Here is a 20,103-nt window from a genome sequence, read left to right on the forward strand (position 1 = left end):
TTACGCCGCGCTCAGCGTCCCGGTTCCGGAATCCGGTACCAGGCGACGTACAGCGCCGGCAGGAAGATCAGCGTGAGCAGCGTGGCGGCGACGATGCCGCCGATCATCGCATAGGCCATCGGCCCCCAGAACACTTCGCGGGCGATGGGGATCATCCCCAGGCTGGCCGCCGCCGCCGTCAGCAGGATCGGCCGGGTGCGGTGGTGGGTGGCTTCCAGCACGGCTTCCCAGGGCGTCTTGCCGTCTTTCTCGAAGGCATCGATCTGGGTCACCAGGATCACCGAGTTGCGGATGATGATGCCGATCAGCGCGAGAATCCCGAGGATCGCCACGAAGCCCATCGGCGTGCCGGTCGGCAGCAACGCCGCGACCACCCCGATCAGCCCCAGCGGCGCGACGCTGGCCACCAGGAATAGCTTCTGCACGCTCTGCAACTGGATCATCAGGAAGGTCGCCATGAGGAACAGCATCAGCGGCACCACCTTGGCGATCGGGCCCTCGGCCTTGCCGCTCTCCTCCACCGTGCCGCCCACTTCGATCCGGTAGTTCGCCGGCAGGCCGTCGGCGAAGCGCTTGACCTCCGGCGCCAGCCGGGCGACCAGGTCGGTGGGCTGGATCTCGCCGCGCAGCGACGCCTTCACCGTGATCGTCGGCTTGCGGTCGCGGCGCCACACCAGCGGCTGCTCCAGCTCGTAGCTGACCTTGGCGAACGCCTTGAGCGGGATCGAGGTGCCGCTGGGCGTGACGATCTGCAGGCTCTCCAGGGTCTCCAGCGAGCCGCGCTCGCTATCCTCGGCGCGGCCGATGACGTTCACCAGGTAGATGTCGTCGCGCACCTGGGTCACCGCGCTGCCGGTCACCACGCTGTTCATGATCTGCGCCACGTCCTCGGAGGAAAGCCCGAGCTGGCGCGCCTTGTCCTGGGCGATGTCGATCTTGAGCATCTTCCCGGGCTCGTTCCAGTCGTAGACGATATCGCCGATGTTCGGGTTGCCGTCGAGCACGCCGGCCAGGCCCATGGCGTACTCGCGGACCTTGTCGATCTGCGGTCCGCTGACCCGGTACTGGATCGGCCGTCCCACCGGCGGCCCCATCTCCAGCGGCTGCACGTAGGTGCTGATGCCGACGTAGTCCTTGCGCAAGCGATCGCGCAGGCGTGCGGCGACGCGCTCGCGGGCCTCCAGGTCCTTGGTGACGATCACCAGCTGGCCATAGAAGTTGTTCTGCAACTGCTGGTCCAGCGGCAGGTAGAAGCGGATCGCGCCTTCGCCGACGTAGGCGCTCCAGTGGTCGATGTCCTCGTCGTCCTTCAGCGTCGCTTCCAGGCGGTCCATCACCGCCCTGGTCTCGTGGATGCTGCTGTTCTGCGGCAGGTTGAGGTCGACCAGCAGTTCCGGACGGTCGGAAGACGGGAAGAACTGGTGCTGGACGAACTTCATCAGGAACAGCGACACGCCGAACAGCAGCGCGGTGAGGAAGATGGTCGTCCAGCGCCGGCGCATCGCCAGGTGCAGCAGGCTGTCGAAACGCTCGGCAATGCGGCCCTTCTTCTGCTCCGACTTGTGCTTGAGAGTCTTCGGCAGGATGTGCACGGCGATCACCGGGGCGAACAGCACCGCGACGATCCACGACAGCAGCAGCGCCACGGCGATCACTGCGAACAGGGTGAAGGTGTACTCGCCGGCGGAGCTGGCGTTGAGCCCGATGGGTACGAAGCCGGCCACCGTCACCAGGGTCCCGGTGAGCATCGGGAAGGCCGTCGAGGTGTAGGCGTAGGTCGCCGAGTCGTGTAGCGAGTCGCCCAGTTCGAGGCGCGTGATCATCATCTCCACGGTGATCATGGCATCGTCCACCAGCAGGCCGAGGGCGATGATCAGCGCGCCGAGGGAAACCCGCTGCATGGTGATGTCGGTGTATTCCATGAACACGAAGACCATCGCCAGCACCAGCGGGATCGAGCAGGCCACCACCAGCCCGGCGCGCAGGCCGAGGCTGACGAAGCTGACGATGAGGACGATCACCACCGCCTCGAACAGCGCCCGGGTGAAACCGCCGACCGCCTTCTTCACCACCTGGGCCTGGTTCGACACCTGGTGCACGCCGACGCCAACCGGCAGTTCGCCGGTGATCTCCTGCATGCGCGCATTGAGCGCCTCGCCGAACTCGAGGATATTGCCGCCCTCCTTCATCGCCACCGCCAGGCCGATGGCCGGCTCGCCCTTGTAGCGGAACAGCGAGGTCGGCGGGTCGACGAAATCGCGGCTGATGCTGGCCAGGTCGGACAGCCGGTAGAAACGATCGTTGACCCGCAGGTTGACCGCCTGCAGGTCCTTTTCCGAACGGAAGTTGCCGGAGGTGCGCACCGAGATGCGCTCGGGGCCGGCCTCGACCACGCCGGACGGGGTCACCGCGTTCTGCGCCTGCAGGCTCTGCACGACCTGGCGCTGGTCGAGACCGAGGGCGGCCAGCTTGCGGGTAGAGAAGTTGAGGTAGATGACCTCGTTCTGCGCACCGATCATCTGCACCTTGCCCAGGTCTTTCACCGAGCGGATGTCCAGGCGCACCTTCTCCACGTAGTCGCGCAGCTGGCGGAAGTCCAGGCCATCGGCGGTGAAGGCGTAGACGCTGCCGAACACGTCGCCGAACTCGTCGTTGAAACCCGGTCCCTGGATGCCCTGGGGGAATTCGCCCTGGATGTCGGATATCTTCTTGCGCACCTGGTACCAGATATCCGGGATGTCGCCGGCCTTGGTGGTGTCCTTGAGGTAGACGAAGACCGTCGATTCGCCGGGTCGCGTGTAGCTCTTCACGTAATCCAGCGAGTCCAGCTCCTCGAGCTTCTTCTCGATGCGGTCGGTGACCTGCTCCAGGGTGTCGTCCACCGTGGCGCCCGGCCAGCGGGTCTGGATGACCATGGTCTTGATGGCGAACGAGGGATCCTCCTCGCGCCCCAGGTTGAGGTAGGAGAACACGCCCATCACCAGCGATACCGCCATCAGGTACCAGACCAGGGACTGGTGGCGCAGGGCCCAGTCCGACAGGTTGAAACCGCCCTTCATCGCGCATCCTCGTCGAGTTTGATCTTCTGGCCGGGCTTGAGGCTGTTGACTCCGGCGCGGACCACCCGGTCGCCGTCGGCCAGGCCCTGTCCGATCACCACCTGGCGTTCGTCGCGGCTGAGCACCTGTACCTCGCGCAGGGCCACGCTGGACTGTTTCCCATCGACGACCCAGACCTGGGTCTTGCCGTCGCGCTCCAGCAGCACGCTGGCCGGCAGCACGCTGCGCACGCTACCGGCGCTGCTCAGCTGGACCTGGATGGTCGAACCGAGGCGAAACGCCTCCGGCGTCTGCGCCAGGCTCAGGCGCACGCGACGGGTGCGGGTCGAGGCGTCGGCCTGCGGACCCAGCTCGCGGATGCTGCCGGTGGTCCTGGCCTGCGGGTCGAGCTGGGCGCTGACCAGGAAGCGCGCGTCGGCCGGCAGGCTCTCGGCGACCTCGGTGGGCAGGTCGAAGACTGCCTCGCGCACTTCGGGCCGGGCCAGGGTGACCACCGCCTGGCCGGCGCTGACCACTTGCCCGGCCTCGGCGTGCCAGGTGGTGATGACGCCGTCGAAATCGGTCACCAGGCGCGTGTAGGAAAGCTGGTCCCTGGCCTGCTGCACCGCCGCTTTGGCCTGGTCGAAGCTGGCCTGGCTGGTCTTCAGGCGGGTCCGCGCATCGTCCAGGCGCGCCTGGGCGGTGACGCTGCGGGCGAACAGTTCTTCCTGGCGCCGGGCATTGGCCTGGGCGTCGATCAACTGTGCCTCGGCGCTGGCCAGGTCGCCCTGGCTGGCGCGCAACTGGTTCTGCTGGTCGGTGGGGTCGAGGGTCGCCAGCAGCGCGCCCTTGCCGACGAAGTCACCGACGTCGAACAGGCGCGAGGCGATCCGTCCGTTGGTGCGGAAGCCGAGCACGCTCTCGTAGCGCGCCTGGATGCTCCCGGCGAAGCGACCGAGGTCGTCGTTCTTCAGGGTCTTCACGGTCACCGTCAGCACCGGCCGCGGCGGTGCCGGCGGCGGCTCGTCGCCGCAGCCGGAGAGGAGCAGGGCGAAGCCGAACAGGCCGGCGAGGGAAAACGGCTTCATGGCTGGCCTCCGCCCACGGCGTCGCGGCTGGCGGTGCTCTGGGTCGGCTGCGGCGGCTGGGCCACCTCGACCACCTGGCCCGGATGGAGCAGTTGGCCGCCCACCGTGACCACCGTCTGGCCCGCCTCCAGGCCACCGTCGATGACCACCTTCTCGCTGGCGTAGCGTGCCACCCGCACCGGTTGCAGACGCGCCTTGCCTTGCTGGTCGAGCAACCAGACCGCCGGCTGCTCGCCGACCTTGGACAGCGCCGACCAGGGCAGCACCACGCTGTGCTCGGCCGGCGCGGCGACGCTGGCGTTGACCACGCTGCCGAGGCTCATTTCCGCCGGCACCGAGTCGAGGCCGACCTTGACCTTCAGCGTACCGCTGCGCTCGTCCACCGTGGGGGTGATCTCGCGGACCTTGCCGCTGGCGGTGACTTCCGGCTTGCCGAGCAGGCTGACGGTGATCCGCTGGCCGTCGACATCGTGGCTGAACAACGACTCGTAGACGTTGAACACCGCGTCGCGCTCGCCGTCGCGGGCCAGGGTGAAGATCGGCACGGTGGCCTGCACCACCTGGCCGACCTCGGCCTGGCGGGCGGTGATGACCCCGGCGTCGGAGGCACGCAGCTCGGTATAGGAAAGCAGGTCGCGGGCGTTGGCCAACTGCGCCTGGGCGGCCTTCAGCGAACTCTGCGCGCTGCGCACCGAGGCCAGCGCCTGGTCGTACTCGCTCTGGCTGGTGTAGCCCTTGGGCAGCAGCGCCTTCTGCCGCTGGTAGTTGAGGTCGGCGAGCTTCGACTGCGCCTGCTGCGCGGCGACCGCCGCCTGGGCGTTCTCCACGTTGCTGCGCTGGTCCTGCGGGTCGAGCCGCGCCAGCACCTGGCCAGCCGCGACGTGGTCGCCGACATCGACCAGGCGCTCGACGATCTTGCCGCCGACACGGAACGACTGGTCGGCCTGTACCCGTGCCTGGATGTCGCCGGTGATCGAGGTGGCCGAGGCGAACTCGGCCATCTTCACCGTCTGCGCCAGCACACGGACGTGTTCCTCGGCGGGCGGCTCGGCGCCGCAACCGACAAGCAGGCCGGCGCACAGGATGGCGGGCAGCGCCATCCGCGACCAGCGACCTTTGGAATGAAAAGCGCCTCTGGCGTCTGACATGCCTTCCCCTTCGCGATCCATACAGATACCGGCCGATCCGGCCGGAAACTCCCAGAATTGGCAGGGATTCTAGCCGCGTCCCCAAGGATTGCGACTATCAGATGGAAGCGGGGGTTCCTTTTCCAAACTTGTGGAGGGGATCGCCTCCGGCGTCAGGTGAACAGGCGCGCGCTCAGCTCGCGGCTGGCCTCCAGCAGCAACGGCAGGAAACGGCTTTCCAGTTCGGCGCGGGAGACCCGCCCGGCATGGGTGCCGACGTTCAGCGCGGCGAGCACATGGCCGGCGGAGTCGCGTACCGGCACCGCCAGCGAGCGCAGGCCGACTTCCAGCTCCTGGTCGACGATGCACCAGCCCTGGCGACGAATCTCCACCAGGCACGGCAGCAGGGTCTCGGGGGTATACAGGGTACGGCTGGTCTTGGCCTGCATCTCCACTCCGCCGAAGTAGGCGTGCAGCGCGTCGTCGTCCAGCGCGGCGAGGAGGATGCGGCCCATCGAGGTGCAATAGGCGGGCAGCCGGCTGCCGACGTTGAGGTCCACCGAAATCAGCCGCTGGGGAGTGGCCGAACGGGCGATGTAGAGCACGTCGTCGCCCTCCAGGGTGGCCATCGAGCAGGCTTCGTGGAGCTGTTCGCTGAGGCGGTCGAGGATCGGCTGCGCAGTGATCGCCAGCGGCGTCGACGACAGGTAGGCGTGGCCGAGGGTGAGCACCTTCGGCAACAGCGAGTAGGTGCGCCCGTCGGTGGTGGCGTAGCCAAGCTGCATCAGCGTGTGCAGGCAGCGACGCACGGCGGCGCGGGGTATCTCGGTGCGGTGGCTGATCTGGGCGATGGTCAGGTGCCGCTTGCGCTCCTGGAACGCATGGATCACCGCCAGGCCACGGGCCAGCGAGGTCATGAAGTTGGGATCGCCGGTGAAGGCCTCGATGCGCTTGGCCGGCGAAAGGACGGTCGGCGGCGCCAGGGTGGCGGGGTGTTCCGGGAGTTCGCTCATGGACGTTCGGGCTCGGGTCACGGAAAGGCTCGCCGATTATCGGACACTCGTTCGATCATCGCAATTGACCGGAGCGCCTCCGACTGTAGTACTGTCGGGGCTACCCATCGCCCTCCGGGAGTAATGTCAGGTACCCATCGGCGGGTTCTGGGTACGCCCTTGCCGCTCCGGCAAGGGCGCCCTTCCTTCCCGCGCGATCGATGCGCCTAGAAGTCAAAGAACACCGTCTCGTTGTCGCCCTGGATGCGGATGTCGAAACGGTAGGCGAGCTGTCCGTCCACTTCGCAGCGCTGCGCGAGCAGGGTGTCGCGACGCGGCGCCTGCTCGATCAGGTTGAGCACCGGACAGGCGGCGTTGGCCTCGGTCTCGTCATCGAAGTACAGCCGGGTCTGCAAGTGGATGTTGATGCCGCGGGCGAACAGCGAGACGTTGATGTGCGGCGCCATCGGCACGCCCTGGGCGTTACGCACCACCCCCGGCTTGACCGTGTGCAGGGTCCACTCGCCGGCATCGAAGGTGGTGGCGGTGCGGCCGAAGCTGTTGAACGGACGCTCCGGATCGTAGCGCTCCTGGTAGCGGCCTTCGCTGTCGGCCTGCCAGAACTCCAGGAACGAGTCGCGCACCAGGTGGCCGTTGCCGTCGTAGACGTGGCCGAGCAGGAGGATGTGCTGGCCCGGCGCGTCTTCGCGGGCCATGCGGTTCCAGATCTCCAGGTCACGGGTCGGGTTGCCGGCGGCGGCCAGCGCCAGGCCGATGTGGACATAGGGACCGGCGGTCTGGGAAGGGGTTTCCCGCAGCAGTTCGTGGCTCATGGTCGGCTCCTCAGGCGTTCTCGAAGAAGGTCTTGCGCTGCCCGCGCAGGACGATGTCGAAGCGGTAGGCCAGGCAATCCATCGGGTTGGCCATGCTCATGTCGAGCCGGCCGATCAGGCTCTGCGCCGCCTCCGGGTCGGCAAGGGTGCGGATGATCGGGCACTTGGGGATCAGCGGGTCGCCCTCGAAGTACATCTGGGTGACCAGCCGCGCGGCGATCGCCGGGCCGCTGACAGACACGTGGATGTGCGCCGGGCGCCAGTCGTTGGGGCCGTTGCGCCAGGGATAGGGCCCGGGCTTGATGGTGCGGAAGTAATAGTGGCCCTCGCTGTCGGTGAGGGTCCGGCCGACGCCGCCGAAGTTCGGGTCGAGCGGCGCCAGGTAGCGGTCGTTCTTGTGCCGGTAGCGCCCGCCGGCGTTGGCCTGCCACATCTCCACCAGGGTGTGCGGGACCGGCTTGCCGTACTGGTCGAAGACCCGGCCGAACATGATGATGCGCTCGCCCTGGGGCAGGCCGCCGTGGTCGAAGTTGAGCAGCAGGTCGTTGTCGTGGCGGCCGAGCCTGAGGTGGGAGAAGTCCGGCCCGCTGGTTTCCGAGAGCGATTGCGGGATGCTCACCAGCGCCTGGCTCGGCGAGCGCGGCACGGAGGTCTTGTAGTCGGGGGTCAAGGCTTTGGGGTGCCAGTTTCGGTCACGGATGACGAAACGACGGCTTTCGGCGTCGTGCATGTCGGGCTCCTGTTATTCGCGTTATCGGTCGCCAGGCTTGTGGATTCAGGCATGGAAAACGAAGTCTTGCGCAGGAGGCGGGACGGGGACAGTGAATTATCCGGCCCCATACATAACCATTTGGTTATGCTTTATCAGTGCAACTCGGCGGCCACCTCGCGCAACACCGCGCTGAACCATTGCGCCCCCAGCGGCAACGGCAAGGCCGCGTTGTGGCACAGCCCGACCGAACCGCCCGGTTCGCGGATACCCAGGTCCAGCTCGGCCAGCTCGCCGTTGCCGACGTCCAGGCGCACGGCATCGCGCGGCGCCACCCAGATCGCCTCGCTGCGCAACACATAGCTGCGGCTGAGGGTCGGCGAGAGGGTTTCCAGGCGCTGTCCGGCGAGCGCGATGCCCCATTGCACGAACAGGCTGTCGGCGTGGCGGCGGATGGTGGTGCCGGCCAGCGGCAGCACCAGTGGGAATTCGGCCAGCCGCTGCAGGTCGCCGAGGGGCGAGGCGAGCAAGGGGTGGGCGGGACGCACCACCAGCATCATCGACTCGCTGTACAGGTGCTCGAAGGTCAGGCCCTGGATGTCCGGGCTATCGGTCATCCGCCCGACCACCAGGTCCAGCTCGCCGACCTTCAGTTGCGCCAGCAGGTAGGCGCTGGGTCCGGTGGCGACGCTGACCACCAGCGCACCGTGGCGCCGGTGCAGGCGCCGGATCACCTCGGGCACCACCAGGCTCTCCACCGTCGACAGCACGCCGACCCGCACCGTCTCGACCTGCGCCTCGTGGCCGCGCAGGGTGTTCACCCCGTCGCGCAGGGCCTGCACGCAGGGGCCGGCATAGCGCAGGAAGGTCACCCCCGCCTCGGTCAGCTCGGCGCCGGCCTTGCTCCGTTCGAACAGGCGCGCGCCGAGGATTTCCTCCAGTTCCTTGAGGGTCTTGGAGATCGCCGGCTGCGACACCGCCACGGCGTCCGCCGCCTTGGCGAAGCTGCGCTGGCGGGCGACTTCGAGGAAGCAGGCGAGGTGGCGGAACTTGATGCGGTTGTCGAGGTTCATGGGGTGGCCGTGGCGGCGAGTGGTGCGGGCATGGTACCCAACGGGCAGGTTGGGGACGAGGTGGCGTGCGATGAGATCGCGCCCTGGCGCTGCTCCGCGTCCCTCTCCCTGAAGGGAGAAGGCACTGGATGGAGCATCGTCGAACGGAACGATTCACCGATCCTGCGCCGGGCAGCACCGCGGCGGCCCTTCTCCCTGCTTGGCCAGAGGGCGGGAGAGGCCTCCCATCGTCCAGGAGGACGCCAGGAACCCCGCCAGGAACGAGCGCCGACTCAGAACTCCACCGTCGTCGACAGCTGGAACTGCCGGGGCTCGCCCATCGCCACGTACAGTCGATTGGCACTGGACGGGTAGTAGGTGCGGTCGAACAGGTTCTTCACGTTGAGCTGGAACTTCACGCCGTGTCCGCCAAAGCGGGTGTCGTAGCTGGCAAAGGCATCGGCCACGGTGTAGGACGGCAGGTCGAAGGAATTGGCCGGGTCGCCCGGGCGCTTGCCGACGTAGCGCGCGCCGCCGCCCAGGCGCAGGCGGTCGCCGCCGAAGAGCTGGCCGAGTTCGTAGACCGCCGACAGCGACGCGGTGTTGCGCGCCACGTTCTGCAGGCGCTTGCCCTCCAGGGTCGGGTCCTCGGTGACTTCCGCGGCGAGCCAGGCGTAGCTGCCGATCAGGCTCCAGCGTTCGCTGAGCTGGCCGGTGAGGTCCAGCTCCAGGCCGCGCGAGCGGACCCGGCCGGCGGCGCGCACGCTGCTGTTGCCAGCACCGTCGAGTTCGTTGACCAGCACGTTCTTCTTGCGAATGTCGAACAGCGCCAGGGTGCCGCTGAGACGCCCCGGCACATCCAGCTTGGCGCCCAGCTCCCAGGAGGTCGCCTCCTCCGGCAGGATCGCCGAATCGATGGTCTCGCCGGTGCTCAGCGGGGCGATGGTCGAGTTCGGCTTGAACGAGCGCGTGTAGCTGCCGTACAGCGAAACCTCGTCGCTCAGGCGGTAGACCAGGCCGCCGCGCGGCACCCATTTCTGCCCGTTGATATCGGTGTTGGCGTTGAACGGCCGGCCGCGCCCGGCGAGCTGGTCGTAGATCTGGTAGCGCGCGCCGCCGACCAGGATCCAGCGTTCGTCCAGGTGGATCGAGTCCTGGAAGTACAGCGAGTCGCTGCGCAGCTTGTCGGTCTGGTCGCTGTCGCCGGCGACCACCCGGGTCGACGGCACCACCTGGCCATAGACCGGGTCGAGGTAGTCGAAGCGGCTGGTCTTGCTGTCGCGCAGCAGGTCGGCGCGGAAGATCTTGCGCTTCTCGTGGTCCATGCCGAATTGCAGGTCATGTTGCATCCCGGCCAGTTGCAGCGTTCCGCTCAGGCCGAGGGTGGCGAAGCTGTCGCTGCTGACCGCGCCGTGGGTGCCGTCCATGCGCCGGGTCAGGGTGCCGTCGGCATTCACGGCCATCACCCGGGCCTGGTTGTCGTCGTAGGTCTCGCGACTGTAGCCGTAGCCGAAGTGGGCCTTCCAGGTGTCGTCGAGCTGCCGTTCGAGATCCAGGCGGGCCAGCTCGGAACGGCCCTCGGTGATGTTGAAGGGCTCGTCCAGGCGCCGGCTGCGCGGGATGTCCAGCGGGCGGTTGGTACGCGGGTCGATGGCCGTGCCACGGTCGAACGGCGTGGTGAACTCGCGGTGCTCGTAGCTCAGGTTGACCGTCGTGTCCTCGCCGTACCAGGCCAGCGAGGGCGCCACCAGCGTCTCGCGACTCTTGCCGAAGTCGCGCCAGTAATCCTCGTCCTCATGATCGAGGATCATCCGGTAGGCCAGTCCGCTGTCGCCCAGCGGGCCGGTGGAGTCGAGCTGGCCGCCGCTGCCGTTGTGCCCGTGGGCGTAGGCCGAGCCACGCAGGGTCAGGGCGTTGGCTTGTTGCAGTTGTGGCTTCTTGCTCACCACGTTGACCACCCCGCCCGGGTCCTGGATGCCATAGAGCAGGGATGCTGGCCCCTTCAGCACCTCGACGTGGTCGGCGGTGGCGGTGAAATTGCGGCCCTGCACCGAGGGCATGCCGTCGCGCATGATCGAGCCGTCGCGGTTGTCGCCGAAGCCGCGCTTCATCACCGCGTCCTGGGTACCGCCGAGGGTGTTGGCCTGGGTGATGCCGCTGATGTTGCCCAGCGCGTCGTCAAGGTTGCGCGGGCGCTGGTCCTGCAGCGCCTGTGCCGGGACCACGCTGATCGCCTGGGGGATTTCCAGTAGCGGCGCATCGCCGCGGCTGATCGAGGCGTTGGCCGCCGGCCGGTAGCCCTGCGCCGGGGCGGCGGCGGAGACCGTCGTGGCATCGAGGTCGAGCGCGCCGCTGGCGGGGATCGGTTCCAGGGTCAGGGTGCGCTCGTCGATCCGCCGCGCGCGCAGGCCGCTGCCCTGCAGCAGGCGTTGCAGCGCCTCCTCCGCGTCCAGCGAACCGTGCAATGCCGGAGCGGTCGCCTGCGGCGGCAGCTCGGCGGTGTAGAGCAGCGTCTGCCCGCTGGCCCGGCTGAACGCGTTGAGCGCCTGGGCCAGCGGCGCGGCAGCCTGGCTGAAGCGGTAGCGAACCGCCTCGGCGGCCTGCACGGTGGCGGCGAGACAGCCGAGGCTGAGGAACAGGGCGGGGAGAGTACGCAGGGCGAAGCGCGGGAACGGGGTCATGGGTTGCTCGTGTCGGTCGCTTTTCTAATGCGAATCAATCGCGGTCATGAGCACTACACGAAGCGGCGCCGGATTTACCTCACCCCGCAGGGCAAAAAAATTCTTCGCCGGGAAAGATTCCTGCGGCCAAACGGACCGGGGCCACCGTCAGCGAATCACCACCAGGCGTCCGAACAGGATCTGCTGGCGATAGCCGAGCACCGCCTGCAGCGACTTCAGCGCGGCTTCGGGATCATCGCTGCGGAAGCTGCCGCTGACCGGCTGGCGACCGAGCGCGTCGTCGAGCAGGAGAATGCGTCCGGGGTAGTAGCGAGCGAGTTCGTCGAGCACTTCCGCCAGCGGCCGCCGGTAGAAGCTCAGCCAACCCTGGCGCCAGGCCAGCGCGGCGGCGGCGTCGATGGCCACGGGCCGGCCCAGCTTGCCGTCGGCGAAGCCGACCTGCTGGCCGGCGCCCAGCACTTCCTCGGCGGCGCCCGCACCGGTGCCGGCGCTCACCGCGACCCGCCCTTGCAACACGGTGACGCGGGTCGCCCCGGCGCCGCGACGGACCTCGAACTCGGTGCCCAGTACCCGCGCCCGACCTTCGCCGGCCTCGACCACGAATGGCAGCGCGTCGCGCTTCACCCGCAACGCGGCGGCGCCGCGCAGCAGTTCGACCCGCCGCTGGCCGCCGTCGATACGCACGCGCACCGCGCTGCCGGCGTCCAGGCTCAGGTAGGAGCCATCGGCCAGCTTCCATTCGGCGACCTGTCCCGGCGCGGCGACATAGTCGGCACGCCAGTCCTGCAGCCAGTCGCCGGGCTGCCACCAGCCGCCCAGCCAGAGCATCGCCAGCAGGCAGGCGACGCTGGCCAGCGGGTAGGCCCAGCGCCGCGGGTTGCGCGACGCTCGGCGCGGCCGCAGGTAGGCTTCCAGGGCATCGGCCTCTTCGATGGCCAGGCGGCTCGCCGGTATTTCCGTCAGGCGCCAGAGCGCCTCGGCGCGGGCATAGGCCTCGGCATGCGCCGGCCGCTGCGCCAGCCAGTCCTCGAAGGCCCGCCGGGTCGCCGCATCCGGCGTACCGCGCAGGCGCACCAGCCAGGCCTGGGCGGTCTGCTCGAGGACGGGCTCGTAGGGCGCGGCGTCGCTATCGGGTCGGGTCATGGCTGGGCGCTCCTTGCCTGCTCGCCGGCCGGGCCGGCCAGGCTCGCCTTGCAGGCGTCGAGGGCGCGCATCATATGTTTTTCCACGGCGCTTTGGGAAAGCTGCATGGCCTGGGCGATCTCCGCGTAGGTGCGGCCGTGGATGCGATTGAGCAGGAAAATCCGCCGGGTGCGCTCGGGCAGGCCGCGCAAGGCGGCCTCGACCCGGCGCCACTGGTCGCCGGCCTCGAGCGCCTGCTCGGGACCGACCGGCTCGCCCTGGCGCTGCTCCGGCAGCCAATCGTCCAGTTGCCGTTGCCGCGATCCTTCGCCACGCAAGTGGTCGATGGCCAGGTTGCGCGCGCTGCGCAGGAGGTAGCTGCCAAGCTCCTCCACCGGGGCGGCCGGGCGCCGCCAGAAGCGCAGGAACAGCTCCTGGACCAGGTCGGCGGCGGTCGCTCGGCAGCCGACCCAGCGGCTGACCAGGCTTTCCATGCGCTGGCGCTGGGCCAGGAAGGCCTTGAGGAGATCCGCGCGGCGCGCCGCCTCGCCGTCTGCCGGCAAGGCATCCGGGCGCGGGCCGGGAGGTAGGTCGCGGTCGGGCATCGGTGAGGATGGCTGCACGAAAGCCGGCGCCGGGGCGGCGCCATGGGAATGCTGAGCAGGCCCGCAAATGATAATGCTTATCATCAATACCGAGAAGCCGGCGACGACGAAACGCCTTGCGGGTCGCGCGCCGGGCTACCCGGCACGCCGCCCCTCACTTCACCAGGCGCGCATCCAGGCTGTTCTGCGCCAGGCGCCTGGCCTGCTCCTCGGTCATTCCCAGGCTCTGCTGCAAGGCATGGAAGTTCTCGGTGACATAGCCGCCGAAGTAGGCCGGGTCATCGGAGTTCACCGTCACCTTCACGCCGCGTTCGAGCATGTCGAGGATGGTGTGCTGGCTCATGTCGTCGAACACGCAGAGCTTGGTGTTGGACAGCGGGCAGACGGTCAGCGGGATCTGTTCGTCGATCAGCCGCCGCATCAGCCGCTCGTCCTCGAAGGCGCGTACGCCGTGGTCGATGCGCTCGACCTTGAGCAGGTCGAGGGCTTCCCATATGTACTCGGGCGGCCCCTCCTCGCCGGCATGGGCGACGGTGAGGAAGCCTTCGCTGCGGGCCCGGTCGAAGACCCGCTGGAACTTGCTCGGCGGATGCCCTACTTCCGAGCTGTCGAGGCCGACGGCGATGAAGGCGTCGCGGAACGGCAGCGCCTGGTCGAGGGTTTTCTGCGCCTGTTCCTCGCTGAGGTGGCGGAGGAAGCTGAGGATCAGCCCATGGCGGATGCCCAGCAGCTTCTCGCCGTCCCGTAGCGCGGCGCGGATGCCGGCGAGCACCACCTCGAAGGGAATGCCGCGATCGGTGTGGGTCTGCGGGTCGAAGAACGGCTCGACGTGGACGACGTTCTGCGCCTTGCACTTCTGCAGGTAGGCCCAGGTCAGGTCGTAGAAGTCCTGCTCGGTGCGCAGCACGTCGGCGCCGGCGTAGTAGAGGTCGAGGAATTCCTGCAGGTTGTTGAAGGCGTAGGCCTTGCGCAGGGTCTCGACGTCGTTCCAGGGCAGGGCGATGCGGTTGCGCTCGGCGAGGGCGAACAGCAGCTCCGGCTCCAGGGTACCTTCCAGGTGCAGGTGCAGTTCGGCCTTGGGCAAGGCGTTGAGCCATTCGTACATGGGGTGGGTTCTCGATCAGGCTGGTCTTGGCCGGCAAGTTTAACCTGTCCCGGGAGTCAGGCCCGCGGCAAACCCGCGAGCCGCTCCCGTGCGCGACGGGCGGCTCAGGCCGTTTCGCCGCGCCGATAGGCATAGGTCTGCGCGAAGCGCGAGGTCAGCCAATCGCCACAGGTGGTCGGCGGATACTTCGGCGGGTTGTCCGCGTCGAAGCAGCCCGGCAGGCAGCGGATCTCGGTGTCCATGTGCGGTTCGGCGAAGAACGGCATGGAGTAGCGGTGCACCCCGCGCGGGCTGATCACCCGGTGCGGGGTCGAGCGGTAACGGTCGTTGCTCCAGCGCGCCATCATGTCGCCGATGTTGACCACGAAGGTGCCGTCGATGGGCGGCGCGTCGATCCATTCGCCCTGGCGGTTCTGCACTTGCAGGCCACCGGCGGCGTCCTGGTAGAGCAGGGTCACGCAGCCGTAGTCGGTGTGCGCGCCGGCGCCGGGCTGGTCGGCGCTCTGCCGGGCCGAGGCCGGCGGATAGTGGATCAGGCGGAACACGCTGACCGGCTGCTCGAAGCGGCGATCGAAGAAGTCCTCCTCGATCCCCAGGGCGATGGCCAGGGCGCGCAGCACGGTACGGGCCAGCGCCAGCATGTCGGCATAGTGTCCTTCCAGCAGGGCCTCCCAGCCGGGCAGGTCGGGGTGTCGGTTGGGCCCGTAGAAGGACTTGCCGGCGCGCACGTCGGGATGCTCCGCCGGCAGGTGCAGGGCCATGTCGAAGGTCTCCTTGAAGTCGCTGGGCAACGCCGGGTCGAGCTGCTCGGTGGCGATCGCGCCATAGCCGCGATGGTTGCGGCTACGGGTGATATCGATCTTCAGCTTCTCTTCGACAGGCAGCGCGAAGAACTCCCGCGCCGCCGCCAACAGGGCTTCGAAGCGCGCGGCCGGCAACGGGTGTCCGGCGATGTAGAAGAAGCCCCACTCGCGGCAGGCCTGGTCGATCCGCCGCGCCACGTCGTTCCAGGCGCCACGGTCGGCGCCGTAGAGCGGGGCGATGTCGATGATGGGTAGACGGTCCAATCGCGCTCTCCTCGATGGGCCCTGTACGGAAAGTGCCTGCGCTCGGCGACTTTTTCCATACAAGGCCAGGGCTCACTTCGGCAGGTCGGCCTTGATGCCTTCCACGTAATAGTTCATCGACGCCAGGTCGGCATTGGTCGCGCTGACGCCGGCGGCGAAACGCTCCTTGCCGGACTGGTCGCGGATCGGCCCGGTGAAGGGGTGGAAGGCTCCGCTGCGGATCGACTCGATCAGCCTGCCCGCCTCTTCCCGCACCGGCGCCGGCAGCACCTCCTGGTTCAGCGGCAGGACCACCGTACTCTCGGCCAGGCCACCCCAGAAGTCCTCGGATTTCCAGGTGCCGTCCATCACCGCCTGGGCCGAGCGGATATAATGCGGGCCCCAGTCGTTGACGATCGAGGTGAGCACGGTCTTCGGACCGAAGTGCTGCATGTCCGAGGCGTAGCCCACGGCGTACACCCCGCGACGCTCGGCGGCCTGGATCGGCGCCGGGCTATCGGTGTGCTGGAACACCACGTCGACGCCCTGGTCGATCAGCGCGTTGGCCGCGTCGGCCTCCTTGCCCGGATCGAACCAGGTGCTCACCCACATCACCTTGAGTTCGGCCTGCGGGTCGTATTTGTCCAGCGCCAGCTGGATCGCGTTGATGTCGCGGATCACCTCGGGAATCGGAAACGAGGCGATGTAGCCGATCTTGTGGCTGCGGGTCATCTTCGCCGCGAGGAAGCCGCCGACGTAGCGTCCCTCGTAGGAGCGCGACAGGTAGGTGCCGAGGTTCCTGTCGCGCTTGTAGCCGGTGGCGTGCTCGAAGGTCACCTTGGGAAACTGCCGGGCCACCTTGGCGGTAGGGTTCATGTAGCCGAAGGATGTGGTGAAGACCAGGCCGTAGCCGTCTTTCGCCAGGTTGCGGATGACCCGCTCGGCGTCGGCGCCCTCGGCGACGTTCTCGACGAAGCTGGTCTTCACCTTGTCGCCGAAGTGCTCCACCAGTTCGCGGCGGCCCAGTTCGTGCTGGTAGGTCCAGCCGTGGTCGCCGACCGGGCCGACATAGACGAAGCCGATCTTCAGTGGTTCGGCGGCCTCGGCGGCGAGAGCGCAGGCGCCGAGGCCGAGGACGGCGGCAAGGCGGCGCAGGACGGACATGTGGGATTGCGTGCGACGGTGTTTCATGGATGGGCGTGCTCCGGTGAGTGCAGGGTTGGCCATCGGGCGTGGCTTCGCGTTCAGCCCGCCCGCCGATGCAATTACCTGACCACCCGGACAACTCCGCTCAAGCCCGCGCTTCTGCGTGCCGCGCCATGCCGGCGCGGCTGCAGGACGGTGCAGCGCGCCATCGCTTGGTGCATGCCGGCGCCGCCACGATGGCCTACCATGGGCGCTGGCTTTCCGTAACAAGGCACGCACGCGATGACCGCGATCTACCTGGCCGGGCCGGACGTCTTCCGCCCCGACGCCGAGGCCCACGGCGAAATGCTCAAGGCGCTCTGCGCCGAGTTCGGTTTCCTCGGCCTCTACCCGCTCGACCACGCCCTGCCCGCCGACATCCGCGAGCCGGCCGCCCAGGCCGCCTGGATCTACCGCGCCAATGTCGGCCTGATCGAGCGCGCCGACTGCGTGCTGGCCAACCTCGAACCGTTCCGCGGCAGCGAGCCGGACAGCGGCACCGCCTTCGAAGTGGGCTACGCCCTGGCCCTGGGCAAGCCGGTATATGCCTACCTCAGCGATGCCGGCGCCTACGCCGAGCGCCTCGCCCGGCTGGCCCCGGAATGGCTTGGCGAGCACCCCGACGAGGACCGCGACGGTTGGCAACTGGAGGGTTTCGGCCTGCCATTGAACCTGATGCTGGCGGTGCCTTCGCGGCTGGTCGCCGGCGGCCCGCGCGAGGCCCTGCGACGCCTCGCCGAGGAACTCGGCGGGAACGCCTGAAGCGCCCGCGCCGAGCGCCGGAAGAAGCACGCGAGCCGCCGCCTATCTGCTGACAGGTAGGCGCCGCCTGGCATGTCGCTTGCTGCCCATAATCCCCGGACAACAACGGCCCCCGCGCGGGGCGTCCGGCATCCTGGGGGGAGCATCCGATGAGCCGATCCAACGGTTCCAGCAGCCGTCGTACCTTCTTGCGCCTGGCGGCCCTGCTGCTGCCCGCCGGCGCCCTGCTCGGCAGCCTGCCGGGCGTACGCGCCGCGGCCAGACCGCGGAAACTCTATCTGGCCGGTCCCGACGTGTTCCGCGCCGACGCCGTCGCCCACGGCGAAGCGCTCAAGGCACTGTGCGCACGCTACGGCTTCGAAGGCCTCTACCCGCTGGACAACGCGCTGCCGAAACAGCTCGCCGAGCCGCGCGAACAGGCGGCCTGGATCTACCGCGCCAACATCGGCCTGATCGAACGCGCCGACGCGGTGCTGGCCAACCTGAACTTCTTCCGCGGCGCCGAGCCGGACAGCGGCACCGCCTTCGAGGTCGGCTACGCCACCGCTCTCGGCAAGCCGGTCTATGGCTACGTCGACGACGCCGGCAGCTACGCCGAGCGGATCCGCCGGCACGCCCCGGAGCTGGTCGGCGAGGATCCGACCCGCGACCGCGACGGCATGGCCCTGGAAGAGTTCGGCCTGCCGCTCAACCTGATGCTGGCGGTGCCCGGCAGGATCGTCGTCGGCGACGCCGAGCAGGCTCTCCGGCAACTCGCCGGGCAATCCCGCGGCTGAGTCCGACCCGTCCCACTCCAGGCAAGGACTTCCCATGCGCAAAGCCCTGCTGTGCTGTGCCGCCCCGCTGTGCGCGGCCGCCGCCTTCGGCGCCGAAAACAACGACGAGAACGCCGCCCGCGAAGGGCTCTGGAACAACCTGCACGTCTACCGCGCGTTCAACCAGCGCGGCGGCCCCTACCTGACCGACGACAGCTACCTGGAATGGGAGTTCGGCGGCCGCAAGGGGGTGCTCGACCTGTACGGCTACATCGACTACAAGAACCTCTTCGACGACGCCAGCTCGGACGTACCCGACGGCGAGAACTGGTTCGTCGACATCGAGCCGCGTCTCTCCATCGACCGCCTGCTCGGCCGCGACTTCTCCATCGGCCCGATCCGCGAATGGTTCGTCGCCTTCGACTACTACTACGCCGACGCGCGCCAGGGACCGGGGCTGAACGTGCTGTGGTCGGGCATCGGCACCAACACCGAGCTGCCCTGGCTGGGTACGGTGGGGCTCAATCTCTACGCGCGCTACATCGACAAGAACTACGGCGCGTCCAACGAGAACGCCTGGGACGGCTACGTCGCCCACATGAACTGGTTCAAGCCGCTGGCGCAGTTCGGCGGCAAGCGCTTCATCGCCTTCCAGGGCTTCTTCGACTACGAGTTCGGCTCGAAACTGCCCGACAAGGACGATGCCTTCGAGCGCGAATACCGTACCGATAACGGCTTCCAGGCCTACCTCGGGCTCTGGTATCACACCGAACACTGGAAGTTCGGCTACGGCGCCAAGGTCTACCGCAACATGACCCAGTGGCGCGACGGCGAGCAACTGGACGGACGCCGCACCGACTCCAGCGGGATCGGCCACTACTTCAACGTCGGCTACGCGTTCTGAGCGCGGCGCCCACGCCGGGCGCCGCGGGAAGCCCGCTCAGGGCAGGCGGGCGATACGCTCGGTGAGCAGGTCGAAGAACCCCTGGGCATCGCCCTCGTTGATCCACTCGACGTTGGCCGGCTGCTTGAGGCCGCCGTACCAGTCGGCCACAGTCTGGCCGAAGGTGATGCCCTCGCGGCTGTCGACCTGCACGTTGATCCGCTTGCCCTTGAACAGCGAGGGCTTGAGCAGGTAGGCGACCACCGTGGCGTCGTGCACCGGGCCGCCCTTCAGGCCGTAGTACTTGATGTCGTACTGGACGTAGGCGTCGAGGATGTCGGCGACGGTCTTGCCGGCTCGGTTGCCGAGGTTGCGCAGCTTGGCGATGCGCTCGGGGCTGGTGAGGATCTTGTGGGTCACGTCGAGCGGCAGCATGGTGATCAGCGCCCCGCTCTTGAGCACGATTTCCGCCGCGTGGGGGTCGGCGAAGATATTGAATTCGGCGGCCGGGGTGATGTTGCCGCCGTTGAAGTGGGCGCCGCCCATGATCACGATCTCGCGGATGCCCTTGACGATGTCCGGGGCCTGGGTCAGGGCCAGCGCGAGGTTGGTCTCCGGGCCGAGCATGGCCAGGGTCACGCTCTTCTCCGGCGCCGCGCGCAGGGTACGGATCAGGTAGTCCACCGCGTTGCCTTCGGCCAGCGGCTGCTTCGGCTCATGCACCTCGACGCCGGTGATGCCTTCGCTGCCGTGTACGTCGGCGGCGTAGATCGGCGTGCGCAGCAGCGGCCGCGGGGCGCCGGCGTAGACCGGGATATCCGGGCGCTTGCCCCACTCGCGGGCCAGCCGGGCGTTGCGCGCGGTCTTTTCCAGCGGCACGTTGCCGGCGACGGTGGTCAGCGCCTGGATCTTCAGCTCCTTCGGCGAGGCCATGGCGAACAGCAGGGCGATGACGTCGTCGGCGCCCGGGTCGGTGTCGATGATCAGGGTCCGCGGCGATTGCACCGCCGCCGTTTCGGCAGCGGACAGAGGAAGGCTGGCGGGCATCAGCAGGGAGAGTCCTAGCAGAAGGCTGCAAAAGCGATTGCGGGGGCGGGCGGCGCGGGACATGGTCGGCTCC

17 protein-coding genes are annotated in these 20,103 nt (G+C 68.4%); 3 read left to right on the top strand and 14 right to left on the bottom strand.

The genetic code is table 11. The features are described from left to right. Nucleotides 1–11: 11 nt before the first annotated feature. The 13 genes from triC to FHW81_RS19405 form a co-directional block, all read right to left on the bottom strand. Nucleotides 12–3,059 (bottom strand): triclosan efflux RND transporter permease subunit TriC, encoded by a 3,048-nt coding sequence (gene triC / locus FHW81_RS19345; protein WP_003102199.1) that lies wholly within the window; start codon nt 3,057–3,059, stop codon nt 12–14. Next, on the bottom strand, nt 3,056–4,126 hold the full coding sequence (gene triB / locus FHW81_RS19350) for a triclosan efflux RND transporter adaptor protein TriB (protein WP_003083872.1): 1,071 nt from the start codon (nt 4,124–4,126) through the stop codon (nt 3,056–3,058). The genes triC and triB overlap by 4 nt, the downstream gene beginning before the upstream one ends. Further along, a complete protein-coding gene (gene triA / locus FHW81_RS19355; RefSeq protein WP_003118583.1) occupies nt 4,123–5,274 on the bottom strand; it encodes a triclosan efflux RND transporter adaptor protein TriA in 1,152 nt (383 codons plus the stop codon). Before triA ends, triB begins: the two co-directional genes overlap by 4 nt. 152 nt (nt 5,275–5,426) lie before the next feature. Continuing rightward, complete coding sequence (locus FHW81_RS19360; protein ID WP_003083866.1) at nt 5,427–6,266, bottom strand: IclR family transcriptional regulator domain-containing protein; 840 nt, start codon at nt 6,264–6,266, stop codon at nt 5,427–5,429. A 206-nt stretch (nt 6,267–6,472) separates the two neighbouring features. Next, nucleotides 6,473–7,078 (bottom strand): protocatechuate 3,4-dioxygenase subunit alpha, encoded by a 606-nt coding sequence (gene pcaG / locus FHW81_RS19365; RefSeq protein ID WP_003118582.1) that lies wholly within the window; start codon nt 7,076–7,078, stop codon nt 6,473–6,475. A gap of 10 nt (nt 7,079–7,088) precedes the next feature. After that, entirely contained in the window at nt 7,089–7,808 is a 720-nt protein-coding gene (gene pcaH / locus FHW81_RS19370) for a protocatechuate 3,4-dioxygenase subunit beta (RefSeq protein ID WP_003102187.1), read from the bottom strand. Between the two features lie 134 nt (nt 7,809–7,942). Continuing rightward, nucleotides 7,943–8,860: a pca operon transcription factor PcaQ gene (gene pcaQ / locus FHW81_RS19375; protein WP_034054436.1), complete on the bottom strand. Its 918-nt coding sequence runs from the start codon at nt 8,858–8,860 to the stop codon at nt 7,943–7,945. Nucleotides 8,861–9,132: 272 nt separating this feature from the next. After that, nucleotides 9,133–11,520, bottom strand: coding sequence for a TonB-dependent siderophore receptor (locus FHW81_RS19380; RefSeq protein WP_106120521.1), 2,388 nt, complete (start codon nt 11,518–11,520; stop codon nt 9,133–9,135). 147 nt (nt 11,521–11,667) lie between these two features. After that, nucleotides 11,668–12,663: a FecR family protein gene (locus FHW81_RS19385; RefSeq protein ID WP_003112643.1), complete on the bottom strand. Its 996-nt coding sequence runs from the start codon at nt 12,661–12,663 to the stop codon at nt 11,668–11,670. After that, nucleotides 12,660–13,205, bottom strand: a complete 546-nt coding sequence (locus tag FHW81_RS19390; protein WP_003112642.1) for an RNA polymerase sigma factor — start codon at nt 13,203–13,205, stop codon at nt 12,660–12,662. Before FHW81_RS19390 ends, FHW81_RS19385 begins: the two co-directional genes overlap by 4 nt. 196 nt (nt 13,206–13,401) lie before the next feature. Continuing rightward, nucleotides 13,402–14,352 carry an adenosine deaminase gene (locus FHW81_RS19395; protein ID WP_003112641.1) on the bottom strand — a complete coding sequence of 317 codons (951 nt, stop codon included), beginning with the start codon at nt 14,350–14,352 and terminating at the stop codon, nt 13,402–13,404. Between the two features lie 104 nt (nt 14,353–14,456). Continuing rightward, on the bottom strand, nt 14,457–15,419 hold the full coding sequence (locus tag FHW81_RS19400) for an oxidoreductase (protein WP_003112640.1): 963 nt from the start codon (nt 15,417–15,419) through the stop codon (nt 14,457–14,459). Nucleotides 15,420–15,491: 72 nt separating this feature from the next. Then, a complete protein-coding gene (locus FHW81_RS19405) occupies nt 15,492–16,589 on the bottom strand; it encodes a BMP family ABC transporter substrate-binding protein (RefSeq protein WP_003123811.1) in 1,098 nt (365 codons plus the stop codon). 237 nt (nt 16,590–16,826) lie between these two features. Here FHW81_RS19405 and FHW81_RS19410 point away from each other — a divergent pair, with 237 nt between their 5' ends. The 3 genes from FHW81_RS19410 (at nt 16,827) to FHW81_RS19420 (ending at nt 19,004) form a co-directional block, all read left to right on the top strand. After that, nucleotides 16,827–17,345: a nucleoside 2-deoxyribosyltransferase gene (locus tag FHW81_RS19410; RefSeq protein ID WP_023109530.1), complete on the top strand. Its 519-nt coding sequence runs from the start codon at nt 16,827–16,829 to the stop codon at nt 17,343–17,345. A gap of 149 nt (nt 17,346–17,494) precedes the next feature. Beyond that, on the top strand, nt 17,495–18,121 hold the full coding sequence (locus tag FHW81_RS19415; protein WP_003083840.1) for a nucleoside 2-deoxyribosyltransferase: 627 nt from the start codon (nt 17,495–17,497) through the stop codon (nt 18,119–18,121). A gap of 34 nt (nt 18,122–18,155) precedes the next feature. Next, nucleotides 18,156–19,004: an outer membrane protein OmpK gene (locus FHW81_RS19420; protein ID WP_003083838.1), complete on the top strand. Its 849-nt coding sequence runs from the start codon at nt 18,156–18,158 to the stop codon at nt 19,002–19,004. Between the two features lie 36 nt (nt 19,005–19,040). On the opposite strand, the gene FHW81_RS19425 is transcribed toward FHW81_RS19420, so the two are convergent. Further along, nucleotides 19,041–20,093: a nucleoside hydrolase gene (locus tag FHW81_RS19425; RefSeq protein ID WP_429479903.1), complete on the bottom strand. Its 1,053-nt coding sequence runs from the start codon at nt 20,091–20,093 to the stop codon at nt 19,041–19,043. Nucleotides 20,094–20,103: the final 10 nt, after the last annotated feature.

Source organism: Pseudomonas sp. RC10-4-2 (genome assembly GCF_050433085.1).
Taxonomy (GTDB): domain Bacteria; phylum Pseudomonadota; class Gammaproteobacteria; order Pseudomonadales; family Pseudomonadaceae; genus Pseudomonas; species Pseudomonas aeruginosa.